Origin of the sequence: Rhizobium altiplani (genome assembly GCF_001542405.1) — a bacterium.
Lineage (GTDB): Bacteria > Pseudomonadota > Alphaproteobacteria > Rhizobiales > Rhizobiaceae > Rhizobium > Rhizobium altiplani.
In genome coordinates this window covers 64,594-76,021 of record NZ_LNCD01000001.1, presented here as the reverse complement: position 1 = coordinate 76,021, position 11,428 = coordinate 64,594, and the positions used below count along the sequence as shown (strand labels likewise).

The window sequence follows — 11,428 nt, the reverse complement described above, 5'->3', positions numbered from 1 at the left end:
CCGCGATGGCGGCCGCTGTCGCCCTGGTGGTCCTTGCCGGGATTGTCGTTGCCGCGATGGCGGCCGCTGTCGCCCTGGTGGTCCTTGCCGGGATTGTCGTTGCCGCGATGGCGGCCGCTGTCGCCCTGGTTGTCCTTGCCGGGATTGTCGTTGCCGCGATGGCGGCCGTTGTCGCCCTGGTGGTCCTTGCCCGGGTTGTCGTTGCCGCGATGGCGGCCGTTGTCGCCCTGGTGGTCCTTGCCGGAGTTGTCGTTGCCGCGGTGGCGGCCGTTGTCGCCCGGCCTGTCGTCGTCGACAACATCACCGCTGCCCCTGTCGCCGTTGTCCACAACATCGCCGTCGCCGGGCCTGTCTTCGTCGATAACGTCACCGCTGCCCTTGTCGCCGTTGTCCACAACATCGCCATTGCCCGGCTTGTCGTTGTCAACAACGTCAACGCTGGTCTCGCTCCCCATGCCGACGTTATGGTCCGCTACAGCGGGGGCCCCGCTCAAATTCGTCGCGGAGGGGGCACCATCCAATTCTCCGCCACTCGTCTCGCGCTTGCCCGAACTCGTGTTGATCTGTTCCGTGCCAATGCTCGCTGTCGGCTGACAGAGGTTTGTCTCAAGCGAACCCGGTGCGATATTGCCACAACGTGCCGCCCATTGAGGGCTTGCGACACTGGTGCCAGTGGTGCTTGCTGAAAGTGCGTTCTTCGGCGTGGCATAAGATGGACTGCCGCCCAGAAACGATATTCCAAGAATAATTCCCAAGGCTGTTGCGCTCGCCCCGTTCCGAGCGCCGCGTTTCAGATTTCGAGACATTTATGATTGCTCCGTTACTACATCGCTCCGACGCCTTTTGGTCGGTGTGCTGTCTGCGATGTAGTATTTTGAAGCTTCTGCCGATTACTTCTGGCTGCCAAATTGTTGCTTCGAGCCGCCAATACTTTGGTTGTTGTAGCTCAGTGATGTGGGGCGTCTCTAAACAACCGCATCTTGGACGACGAAGCGGATGTCTACCGGCTCCCCCGGCATCGTGGTGCTGACGCGATATAAAGCGTGTCGCACCTATTCGGCCTCATACCCTGCGGCCCTGAAGAAGTTCAGGCATTCATCAATGGAGAAAAGACCGACAAACTCGCCCGATGCTTTTGTTATTGCATCGAAGCTTCGTGCAGCACGTTTTTTCAGTAAGGTCTTGAGCTTGGAGAATGCCATCTCGATTGGGTTCAGATCAGGGGAATAGGCTGGCAGGAACAGTAACCATGCGCCTCGTTGCTTGATCAGTTGGGCAGCGCGCTCGCTCTTGTGAAGCCACATTGTCGAGGACGACGATATCGCCCTTCGACAAGGTCGGAGCGAGTTGGGTTTCATCCAGGCTTCGAAGATCAGCCGGTTCATCGGTGCATCGACGATAAACGGAGCGGTCAAGCTGTGGCACCGCGGTTCGGCAATGAAGATCTGGATCTCCATTTGCCGAATGGCGCATGGGTTCGATACCGCTGGCCTTTGGCGCACCATGCGGTGCGCTTGGTCAGCTAAGTGTTTGTCGACGTCTCGTCAACCTGCGGAAGCTTCGTGACGATTTCTTCTGCCTTGTGTCATTTCGCTGCCATTTCACTGTCCTTCTGAGGCTCAAAAGCCATACTTCAAGAAGGACCGCTTTTCAGGGGGCAGACCACGTAACTTATTCCCGATCGATCGCCACCGGCCTCCATCATTTCCGCACGAGGACGTTGCCCGACCGCAGCCAGAATGGCGGCAGATAGAGCGGCGTCGAAGAGAACGGCAGAATATTGTCGGAGAGTGTCACGCCGAGCTGATCTTCCATGAACGCGCGCCGTGCGGCAATGCGGGCATGCATGTCAGGATAGCGCTGGCGTATCTCTTCGCGCAGCCCAACGTCCGCGAAGGCTACCATGTCTTCGCAATTGAGAGCCCAACCGGCAGGCATCGGCACCGGTATCACGTCGACCTGGAACGGCATGCCGGATCGCAAGCGCTCGGTCGAGCCCGGGCGTACGGGTGAATGAAGCCATTCCTCATGACTTCCGAGGTGACCGGGATTCAGCGCGGAGTTGAGACCCGCGGATTTGAGCTTTTCGGTGACCGCGGAAAACAGATCACCGCCGGTCACGCCGATATCTGCGGTCTCATACCATGTGATCAAGGCTTCGAAATAGGCCTTCGAGGGCTTCAGGAATCCCTCGTCATGGTCGGTGAGCAGCCCGGCGCGCGAAGACAACGCCCCCCAGTAACCGAGTGCGGTCGTTACGCCGTCTCCTTTCTTCAGGCGGCGGGTCGTCGGGCTTCGCAGACCAATGATGCTCTCCCCGGCGCTGACGGAAGCAAACATGGTGTGGACGTTTACAGGGTCCCCTTCGTAGCCGAGGCGGCCAAGAGCCTCGAATTCCGTATCTCCCTCCCTTGCGCCGGCAACGACCCTGAAGAGCGCGTCCGAGCACCGCACGGCCGCCCATTCGAAGGCCGCGAGCTGATCGACATCGATGATCGCGCGATGGCCGGTTTCCGGGTGCATGAGCACAGGCGTCGCATCGACCAGTCGCGCCGAATGACCAATCGCCCGGCGCAGCGCATTCACGATGAAATGGGGAACGAAGAAACTCTGCCCATATTCTTCGTCCTCCTCGGCCGCGAGATATTTCCAGCCGACCAGTCCAATGGAATCTCCGCTCTTGATCCCTGCCTCGCGCAGTCGATCGCTGAGCCGCGGGTTTTGACTGCGGTCCTGTCCCAGGAGGCTGAAGGTTTGCGCGCGCAATACGTCGAGACCTGGAAGACCGGCAATTGCCGCATAGCTCTCGGATTCGTTTCCGGTGATGATGATGCGGCGCCCACCAGGACCGAGGAGTAGTAGCGCCTCCTCGAAACGGGGCTCGAAGCCGGAAAGGTGCATGATGTTTCCGAAATGCTCGCGATCAGCATAGACGACCAGCCAATCGGTGCCAGCGGCCTGAAGGGCTGCGTCCGCGCGCGCGGCGTAGGTCGTCGACGGGATTTTCGGCTGCGCTCCAAGTGGTCCGAAATTTGGCAATGCAACAGGTGCTAGACTAATCGACATCAAGTTCCTCCAAGCGAAAATCAAAGCCAGTCAAAGATAAAGGCGCAAAAACGTGTACAGCGGCGGCCCGACCGCCAAGCAGCAAAAGATTAGCATAGCCGAAGCACGTAACGTTGCGATATCACCCTATCAAAGGTGGAAAGCTCTCGATCATGAATCACGACAATAGCCGCGACGCCCCTCCCACGATTGCCGATGTCGCGCGCTTGGCGGGTGTCTCGCGCGCCGTCGCGAGCCGGGCACTGTCGAACGAACCGCGGCCGGTATCGTCCGAGAAGCGCGAGCGCGTAATTGCCGCCGCCGCAAACCTTGGCTACAAGCCGAACCTCCTGGCGCAGAGCCTGACCACCAAAACCGTCAATCTCGTCGCCGTCGTCGTCAACCACATTCACGATCTGTCTGATCTCGACCTGTTCGACCGGCTCATTGATCAGGTCCAGTCGATTGGCAAGCAGGTCATCTTGATCCGGATCGGCTCGGTGGCGCGCGTGGACGAGTTCCTGCGCAACGGCGTCGCCTACCATGTTGACGCAGCGCTGGTCTTCTCCGACTTTGCTGACGCCCCGACTGTCCGTCGCTTGTTCCGTTCCGACAGCGTTATCATGCTGAACGGACTGCATGACGAGTTCTCCCCCGCAATCATCCCGGACGAAGATGCCGGCATCGCGGAAGCTGTGGCCGACGCTGCGTCGAAGATGGTGCGCACAGCCGGGCTCGTCACCGGCCGCGCCTCCTCTCCCGTGGAGCAGGCACGCATTCGCTCTTACCACGAGGCGTTTTCGCGCTACGGCATCAATCTCATCCGGACGGTCCAGGGCGACTATTCCTATGAGAGCGGGCATGCCGCGGCCAACGCATTGGCCGGCGCCGATTGTCCTGATGCGGTCTTCTGTACATCCGATGCCATGGCGATGGGCATCCTTGACGTCTGTCGGACCGATTTTCCTGCTGGTCGGCCGTCGCGGTTCCGGCTCTACGGTTTCGACAATCTGTCGCTGACCGATTTCGATGCCTATCCGATCTCGTCCATTGGCTACGACAAGCTGCTCTATGTTCGCCATATCGTTGAATCCGTTGCCAACCCTGGCAATTTCACGCCGGGTCAAGCGCCGATCACGGTGCCCACACGTTTTGTGCCCCGCCTCACCGCTTAAACGAAAACGGGCTGCCAGGAGGCAGCCCGCAGTTTCGAGTTACCACAGGGGGTTCAGGGCAGGGGGATTGGATTCCGGACCCCACCACTTCTTGTAGTTCGCCGCATAAGCACCCGACTGGATGTAATCGGAAACGAACATGTCGAGCCAGCGCACGAATTCCGGGTCACCCTTGGCAACGGCAATGCCGATCGGATCGTTGGAATAGAGGCCAGGCAGCGTCACGAGCGACGGATTCTTGGTAGCCAGATAATCGAGCAGCGATGAATCTTCGATGGCCGCATCGACGCGCTTCTGCTGCAGCTGCAGAACGCCATCCGGAGCAAACTGATCGACGTAGACGAGTTGGGCATCGGGAACGGCGGTCTTCAGGAAGCTCTCGCCCGTCGTGCCGCGTCCGACGACAACCTTCTTGCCGGCCAGGTCCTTCAACTCCTTGATAGCTGCATCCTTCTGAACGATGACGCGCAAGCCAGCACGATTGTAGGGAATAGTGAAGTTCACCGTCTTGGCGCGCTCGAGCGTTGCCGAGGTATTGGCAACGGCGACGTCGATCTGGCCCGAAACGAGCATCGAGATCCGGGCGTCACCCGAGACGTCGACGAATTCGACGGGTACGCCGAGCTTCTGGGCGAGCAGCGTCGCAACGTCGACATCGTAACCAACAGGATTGTTCTGCGCGTCACGGAAGCCGATCGGCTCGCCGCCGAGCGATACGCCGATCCGAACGGTGCCGCGCGAGCGGATGTCATCGATCATTCCCGCAAAGGACGGAAATGCCGTGCCGGCCGCGATGGCGAGGGCGGCAAGGGTAGTCAGAATACGCTTCATGGTTTCATTCCCTCTTTTGACTATGCCAGTTTCGCTGCCCGCAGTTCCGGTTCGGGCATCGATTCCTCCCAGAGCCAGTAGCGAATTTCGCCCTCGCATCTGAAATTCACGACCTCATGGTTTCCCTTGGCGTCGACTGCATGGATCACGACGCCGGCGAGAAATCCGGTGGAGAGTTCATCGAGCTCATCGACGGCAAGCTTCACCGCGTCGGAGAGCGAATAGCCAAGCTTCATTGCAAGAACAACGGTGCGCGCTGTCGAGCAGCGCATCGTCATCTCACCCGTGTGGGTGCAGGCAGCCGCGCCATAGCGACTGTCGGCATAAAAGCCGGCGCCGGGGATCGGACTATCGCCAAGGCGGCCTGGATATTTCCACGCCCAGCCGGAGGTGGACGTTGCGGCGTGAATGCCGCGCGCTGAATCAGCCGACAGGAAGACGGTCGTATCGCGCACACGCTCCGGATCAGTGATGGCGCGGCTCAACGGCGCGAGCGGAATATCGGGAAACTTCGCCAGATCCTCCGGCGAAAGTTCCTTTTCCAATCGTTCCCACCAGACCCGCCTGCTGTCCTCGAACAACACGTCGTCCTCTGAGAAACCGATTTCAGTTGCAAAGCGCCGAGCGCCGTCGCCGGTCAGCATGACGTGCGGAAGGCGTTTCATCACCTCATAGGCAAGGCGCGCCACCGGCAGCGTATTCGGCACGGCACCGACTGTCCCGACATCACGTGTGTTGCCGTCCATCACTGCAGCGTCCAGCTCCATGTTGCCGAGCATGTTGGGCCAGCCGCCGTAGCCGACGCTGCGGACCTTGACTTCGCTCTCCACCTTGCTGATCCCGGCGACCATTGCATCAAGGCTGATTGCACCGTCCCGCAGCATCTCCACGGAGGTCGGGAAACCCGGCCACGCTTCTTTATTGGCCAAAAGCAGCATCTTGAACCTCTAATCTTTGCGCATCTTGGAAAGGAACTGGGCGACGCGCGGCTGTGCCATCCCGCCGTCGGCGGCGAAAAACTCTTTGGTCGGCAGGTCGACCAGCAGCCGGCCCTTGTCGAGGAACACGATACGATCCGAAATCTGCCTGGCGAACTCGACCTCGTGCGTCACGAACAGCATCGTCGTGCCTTGCTGGGCGAGCTTTGCAAGGATCGCCAGCACTTCTGCCGTCATCTCCGGATCAAGCGCGCTGGTCACTTCGTCGAGCAGCAGATAGCGCGGCTGCATGGCAAGCGCCCGGCATATTCCGACACGCTGGCGCTGACCGCCCGAAAGCTGCGCCGGATAGGCATCGGCCCGGCTCCCGAGACCGACCGACTCGAGCAGTGCTCTCGCCGTCGCCTCCGCCTCAGCGCGCGGTTTCTTCAATACCTCGATCGGCGCCAGCGTGATGTTGCCGAGCACCGTCATATGCGGATAGAGGTTGAAGAGCTGGAAGACCGTACCTGACCGCTTGCGGGCCTCCGCCAGTTCCCGGGGTTTGCCGACATCGAACTCATCGACCGTGATCTGGCCGCCGTTCAGCTTCTCCAGGCCATTGATGCACCGGATCAGCGTCGACTTTCCCGAGCCGGAGGAGCCGAGGATCGAGACGACCTCGCCCGGCTCGATCGTCAGATCGATACCATCGAGCACGGTGGTCTGGCCGAAGGCCTTTTTTACGTTTTCAACTTTGATCATCTCAGAGCCCCCTCCAGGCGCTGTGGGCGCGAAGGCGATTTTCGAAGCGCGTCCCAAGCAAGGCAACCAGCTTGGCGGCGGCGTAATAGAGCAAGCCAACCGCCGTCCATACAACAAACGGCTTCAGCGTTCGCATGTTGAGGATGTTGCCGATCTTGGTAAGGTCGACCACGCCGATCACCGAGATCAGCGATGTGACCTGCAACTGGTTGACGAGAAGTGCAATCAGTGGCCCGACCGCGAAGGCGGCAGCCTGCGGGGCGAGCACATGTCGAAGGACCTGCCACCGTGTAAGCCCGAAGACTCGCGCCGCCTCGATCTGATCACGGCCGATGGACTCGATTGCCGAAACCGCGATGACATAGATGAAGGCGGCTGTATTGGCCGACAGCGTGATCGTCGCCGCGGTAACCGGCGTGACGCGGATATGGAATAGCCCTGGCAGACCGAAGAACACCAGAAACAGCTGCACCAGCACCGGCGAATTCTTCAGGAGTTCAGAAACGAAGGTGATCACTTCGCTGAGGACTGGCACACGGTAGTAGCGCACAATCGCCCAGGCAATGCCGATCACCAGTCCGATCAGCGAGGTCGCGAGAAAGAGCGCGATATTGACCCCGAGCCCTTGTGCGAGAAGAACCAGATCAAAGGCTGTAAAATCGGCAAAGCGCATCAGGCAACCGCCTCCATCATGTCACGGTTGAGACGGCGATGGAGGATCGCAATCGCGAGCGATACGAGATAGGTCAAGGCCGCATAGACGACGAGAAGCACAACATAGACTTCGAACGGCCGGTAGGTCTGCGACACCACGATCTGCGCCGAGCCGGTCAGTTCGTTGAGCGTGATCGTGGACAGGATCGAAGAGGTGAGGATCATGTTGATCAGAACCGAGCCGAGCGGGCGCACGGATGTCCTGAGTGCGATCGGCAGGACAATGCGGGTGAAGATCACCCTTCGTGACAAGCCGCTCACCTCCGCAGCTTCGATGATGCCCTGATCGATCGCCAGGATACCGGCGCGGATTATATCGGACGCGTATGCGCCGCCTGCGATCGACAGCGCAATCACGCCTGTTGTGAACGCATCGATGTAAAGACCGATCTCGGGCAGGCCGTAGTAGAAGAAAAACAGCTGCACGATGAATGGCACGTTGCGGAAGATATCGACGTAGACGAAGGCAATTCGCCGCAGCGCCGCTGACGAGGATGTGCGTGCGATTGCCACGAACGCACCCATGATGACGCTGCCGACGAGCGCGAGAACACACGCTTCTGCTGTCAGCAGCGCGCCTTGTGCGAGAAAGCCAAGATGGGGCAAGAGAATCGACAGGTCGAGCCGCACGATCTCTCCATGAGCACGAGTGAAACCGGTTTCATCGTGTCTCGGTGGCCGAACATTGTCAAGAACGCCCTGGAGATTTCCTGCTATATCCAGCGCGAACGGAGAGATTCGTCTCGTCCGGCGGATTTGCACCGTGCTTGAAGCAGCTGGGGCAGCACCGGCCTTTCCGATTTTTCAAACGTCATTCAGATTTACCCACCGAACGAGCACCGCCATGAGCCATATTCCGCAGATCGACTACACCACAGCCTCTGAAGAGATTCGGGCCGCGCATGACGAGGAAATGAGGGTACGGGGGCGCATGACGAACATGAAGCGTACCTTGCTGCATTCGCCCGCCGCCCACCGCATCTATGCCGAATGGTTCACGCTGCGCGCAGAGCTTTCTGCAATCGCGGATCGACCGATCTGGATCTTCTCGCATTCCATTTCAAAAGCTGCGAACTCAAGGATCGCCATCACTTTCTTTCGCCGGGCACTGATCAATGCAGGTTTCGACCCGGAGGCCCTGGTACTTTCCGAGGAAGAGGCACTGCTCGATGCCTTCGGCACGGCAATCGTTGCCAATTCCAACGCGGTTCCCGCCAAGATCTGGACGCAGCTGAAAGGGCGCTACGATGCCAAGACGCTGGTCGATCTCGTGGCCTTCGCCGGCATCATGCTCGCAACAGCGGTCTTCAACAATGTCGTGGAGGTTGACTTCGATCCAGAGCTCGAGCCCTTCGCCGAAACCGGCCGATCGGCGTCCTGACGGACCGCGTCCTGTCGAGGTCAGGCGAGCCTAAGCGTATTCGCCGGCTGCCGTCACCTTTGTGGCCAACTCACGGGCCACAAGGACGGCATGTTCTGTAATCTGTGGCAGTCCCATCAACTCCCCAAATGTCCCACGCGCCAAGGGGCCGGAAATCAGCAAGGTCGGATCAGGACGGCCATCGGCACCTATCGCCTCCGATCGTTCGGTACATGCAATGCCGAGGCCGGTCGGATCGAGCTGCAAGCGTGATTGATCACGCAGGCGAGCGAGCCACGCCTGGCTTTCCAAAATGCTTCCATGCGCGGGACCGGTTGTGACAACGACGGCATCAAAGGTCTTCTGTAGTGGTGCGCCGTGCCGCCGTCTCAGTTCCACATGGATTGCCTCGCCGTCACGCTGCACCCGAGCGACAGAGGCCGCCAACACTTCCATCCTTCCCTCTGCAATCGCTCGCTCCAGCACCTCTTCCACCTGCGGAGCGATGCGGAACCGGTGAGCGTCCCAATATGGCCTGATATGACGTACGATCCTGCAGCGTTCGGCAATCGGCAGGCTCTGCCAGATCGCGTGGCCGTGACCGCGAACCTGGTCGATCACGGCGTGCCACGTCAATCCCACGGCTGTGGCTTCTGCAATGGTCCGCCGGATCCCCCGCAGCAGCGCCGTCGCGCTATGAGCAGGCGCGGTCTCGAACGCGCCGAACGGCTCCTGTGGATACGGAGCATGCCCTCTCGATCTCAATCCGCGGCGCGAAATCGATGTGATCTGCCCGCGATGGCCGGTACGCGTCAGCGAAGCGACGATGTCGGCCGCGGTCAGGCCGTTGCCGACGACCAGCACCCGGTCCGCCGGACGGACAACGTCAAGCGCGCCCGCAACGGTGGAGTTGGCGACAAAGCGGGGGTGTCCTTCAAGAACTCTGAGAGCACGAGGCGCTGACGGCGCGGGATGACTGGTGGCGATCACCAGGAAATCGGCAACCGTTCGTCCGCCCTCGTCATCAAGGATCTCCCAGCGCCTGCCGTCCCGACGTACCTCGACAACGGCCGCACGGCGATGATGCACGGTCCCGCTTTGCACCAGGGGAGCGAGCGCCGAAGCAATATAGGTGCCGAAGACATGGCGTCGGGGGAAGAGGTTGCCATCCGGCCGGGACGCGTCCGGGTCGTCCGCGACAGCATCGTTGCGGGCCATCCATTCGACGAAGTCCTCCGGCCGATCCGGCAACAGGCTCATGCGGGCGGCGGGGACATTGATCCGATGCGTTGGATCGGTGGTATCGTAGGCGAGCCCTCTGCCAAGCTCTTCTCGCGGCTCGAAAACCACGATTGTTGGTGGCGGGCTGCATGTGGAGGATGCCAGATGGTACGCAACGCCCGCACCAGAAACGCCTCCGCCGATAATCGCCACTGCGGGGCGACACGCCTTGCCACGGGTGTCCTGTCGAGATGTCACGCTGCCCTGCTTCACTTGATCGCGACCCAGATCGCCTTTCTTGTAAGGCGCGTTTTTGTCCTTCGCGCCCCGACGGTTCAATTTAAAGGCTCACAGCCAGGACAGCAACTTCAATATTCTACAAAATTAGTAGAATTTTTATCCCGCTATCCCGCCAAAGCACCGAAGAGTTTTTCCGTGCTGCAGCGCAATAGAGATCGGCTTGCTTGGTTTATCCTCGGCGATTTTGAAATTATCTGGCCGTTCGAGGCTTGCCTCATCAATTCAAGACGGGAAACACCACAATGAACAAGAAGACGTCCAAATCCAGCCTGACGCGTCGCGCAAGCCTTGCCGCGATCGCCGCCTCCACGATCGCTCTGATCGCATTTGCATCGCCTGTCGCTTCCTTCGCCGAAGACAAGTCGATCAAGGTTGGCATCATGAGTGGCGAGGACGAAGACGTCTGGCGCGTTGTGGCCGCCGAAGCCGCCAAAAAGGGCCTGACGATCGAAGCGATCGTCTTCAACGATTATACGCAGCCGAACGAGGCGCTGGAGCGCGGCGAAATCGACGCCAACGCCTTCCAGCACAAGCCCTATCTCGACAATCAGATAAAGCAGCATGGCTATCATATCGTCCAGGTCGGATATACCGGCGTCTGGCCGATCGGCCTTTATTCGAAGAAGCACAAGACCATCGCCGAGTTCGCCGAAGGTGCGGCGATCGGCGTGCCGAACGATCCGTCAAACGAAGGTCGTGCGCTCCGCGTTCTTCAAAATGAAGGCATCATCAAGCTCAAGGACGGCACCGGCATCCTCGCGACCGTTACCGACATTACCGAGAACCCGAAGAACGTCGAGATCAAGGAGCTTGATGCCGGTGTGGTCGGCCGCGCCATCGATGATCTGGATGCGGCAGTGGTGAACACCGACTGGGCCCTGAAGGCCGGGCTCTCTGCGGCCGACCGCATTGCGCAGGAACCTATCGCTGACAATCCGTACCGCAACTTCATCGCTGTCAAGCAAGGCAGCGAGAACGAAGACTGGGTGAAGACGCTGGTCTCGTCCTACCAGAACGATGCGGTCAAGGCGGAGTTCGACAAGGTGTATAAGGGAACCGGCCTCAGCGCCTACTGATCGACATTCGCGCCGAGGGGTTAG

Annotated in this window: 12 protein-coding genes and 1 pseudogene; 4 read left to right on the top strand and 9 right to left on the bottom strand. The window is 60.0% G+C overall.

The window, feature by feature from the left end; genetic code table 11:
• The 3 genes and pseudogenes from AS026_RS41875 to AS026_RS00400 all read right to left on the bottom strand — a co-directional run.
• Window positions 1-806, bottom strand: a pseudogene (locus tag AS026_RS41875) (hypothetical protein); the annotation flags it as partial.
• Window positions 807-1,052: 246 nt separating this feature from the next.
• Window positions 1,053-1,385: a transposase gene (locus AS026_RS00405; protein WP_425349735.1), complete on the bottom strand. Its 333-nt coding sequence runs from the start codon at window positions 1,383-1,385 to the stop codon at window positions 1,053-1,055.
• Between the two features lie 316 nt (window positions 1,386-1,701).
• A complete protein-coding gene (locus AS026_RS00400) occupies window positions 1,702-3,066 on the bottom strand; it encodes a M24 family metallopeptidase (protein WP_062368288.1) in 1,365 nt (454 codons plus the stop codon).
• A 152-nt stretch (window positions 3,067-3,218) separates the two neighbouring features.
• Between AS026_RS00400 and AS026_RS00395 the strand changes: the two genes are divergently transcribed.
• A complete protein-coding gene (locus AS026_RS00395; RefSeq protein WP_062368287.1) occupies window positions 3,219-4,220 on the top strand; it encodes a LacI family DNA-binding transcriptional regulator in 1,002 nt (333 codons plus the stop codon).
• 39 nt (window positions 4,221-4,259) lie between these two features.
• Here the strand turns inward: AS026_RS00395 and AS026_RS00390 are convergent, their stop codons facing one another.
• Genes AS026_RS00390 through AS026_RS00370 form a run of 5 tightly spaced genes read right to left on the bottom strand, consistent with a single transcriptional unit; the run spans window position 4,260 to window position 8,077 of the window.
• Complete coding sequence (locus tag AS026_RS00390) at window positions 4,260-5,051, bottom strand: transporter substrate-binding domain-containing protein (protein ID WP_062368286.1); 792 nt, start codon at window positions 5,049-5,051, stop codon at window positions 4,260-4,262.
• Between the two features lie 20 nt (window positions 5,052-5,071).
• Window positions 5,072-5,989 carry a glycosylasparaginase gene (locus AS026_RS00385; RefSeq protein ID WP_062368285.1) on the bottom strand — a complete coding sequence of 306 codons (918 nt, stop codon included), beginning with the start codon at window positions 5,987-5,989 and terminating at the stop codon, window positions 5,072-5,074.
• 9 nt (window positions 5,990-5,998) lie between these two features.
• Window positions 5,999-6,733, bottom strand: a complete 735-nt coding sequence (locus AS026_RS00380; RefSeq protein WP_025660817.1) for an amino acid ABC transporter ATP-binding protein — start codon at window positions 6,731-6,733, stop codon at window positions 5,999-6,001.
• Window position 6,734: 1 nt separating this feature from the next.
• Window positions 6,735-7,406 carry an amino acid ABC transporter permease gene (locus tag AS026_RS00375; protein ID WP_025660816.1) on the bottom strand — a complete coding sequence of 224 codons (672 nt, stop codon included), beginning with the start codon at window positions 7,404-7,406 and terminating at the stop codon, window positions 6,735-6,737.
• A complete protein-coding gene (locus AS026_RS00370) occupies window positions 7,406-8,077 on the bottom strand; it encodes an amino acid ABC transporter permease (RefSeq protein WP_018856166.1) in 672 nt (223 codons plus the stop codon). Before AS026_RS00370 ends, AS026_RS00375 begins: the two co-directional genes overlap by 1 nt.
• A gap of 214 nt (window positions 8,078-8,291) precedes the next feature.
• Between AS026_RS00370 and AS026_RS00365 the strand changes: the two genes are divergently transcribed.
• On the top strand, window positions 8,292-8,828 hold the full coding sequence (locus tag AS026_RS00365; RefSeq protein WP_062368284.1) for a carboxymuconolactone decarboxylase family protein: 537 nt from the start codon (window positions 8,292-8,294) through the stop codon (window positions 8,826-8,828).
• A 30-nt stretch (window positions 8,829-8,858) separates the two neighbouring features.
• Here the strand turns inward: AS026_RS00365 and AS026_RS00360 are convergent, their stop codons facing one another.
• Entirely contained in the window at window positions 8,859-10,301 is a 1,443-nt protein-coding gene (locus tag AS026_RS00360) for an FAD/NAD(P)-binding protein (protein WP_245307278.1), read from the bottom strand.
• Between AS026_RS00360 and AS026_RS41565 the strand changes: the two genes are divergently transcribed.
• Window positions 10,194-10,574: a hypothetical protein gene (locus tag AS026_RS41565; RefSeq protein WP_167354876.1), complete on the top strand. Its 381-nt coding sequence runs from the start codon at window positions 10,194-10,196 to the stop codon at window positions 10,572-10,574. The two genes, AS026_RS00360 and AS026_RS41565, sit on opposite strands and share 108 nt — an antisense overlap.
• Window positions 10,571-11,404: a MetQ/NlpA family lipoprotein gene (locus AS026_RS00355; protein WP_062368283.1), complete on the top strand. Its 834-nt coding sequence runs from the start codon at window positions 10,571-10,573 to the stop codon at window positions 11,402-11,404. Before AS026_RS41565 ends, AS026_RS00355 begins: the two co-directional genes overlap by 4 nt.
• Window positions 11,405-11,428 lie beyond the last annotated feature (24 nt).

What these genes read in the sequence shown, in the direction of transcription:
- AS026_RS00405 (WP_425349735.1), bottom strand. Translation starts at nt 1,385, where the DNA reads ATGAACCGGCTGATCTTCGAAGCCTGGATGAAACCCAACTCGCTCCGA.
- AS026_RS00400 (WP_062368288.1), bottom strand. Translation starts at nt 3,066, where the DNA reads ATGTCGATTAGTCTAGCACCTGTTGCATTGCCAAATTTCGGACCACTT.
- AS026_RS00395 (WP_062368287.1), top strand. Translation starts at nt 3,219, where the DNA reads ATGAATCACGACAATAGCCGCGACGCCCCTCCCACGATTGCCGATGTC.
- AS026_RS00390 (WP_062368286.1), bottom strand. Translation starts at nt 5,051, where the DNA reads ATGAAGCGTATTCTGACTACCCTTGCCGCCCTCGCCATCGCGGCCGGC.
- AS026_RS00385 (WP_062368285.1), bottom strand. Translation starts at nt 5,989, where the DNA reads ATGCTGCTTTTGGCCAATAAAGAAGCGTGGCCGGGTTTCCCGACCTCC.
- AS026_RS00380 (WP_025660817.1), bottom strand. Translation starts at nt 6,733, where the DNA reads ATGATCAAAGTTGAAAACGTAAAAAAGGCCTTCGGCCAGACCACCGTG.
- AS026_RS00375 (WP_025660816.1), bottom strand. Translation starts at nt 7,406, where the DNA reads ATGCGCTTTGCCGATTTTACAGCCTTTGATCTGGTTCTTCTCGCACAA.
- AS026_RS00365 (WP_062368284.1), top strand. Translation starts at nt 8,292, where the DNA reads ATGAGCCATATTCCGCAGATCGACTACACCACAGCCTCTGAAGAGATT.
- AS026_RS41565 (WP_167354876.1), top strand. Translation starts at nt 10,194, where the DNA reads ATGGTACGCAACGCCCGCACCAGAAACGCCTCCGCCGATAATCGCCAC.
- AS026_RS00355 (WP_062368283.1), top strand. Translation starts at nt 10,571, where the DNA reads ATGAACAAGAAGACGTCCAAATCCAGCCTGACGCGTCGCGCAAGCCTT.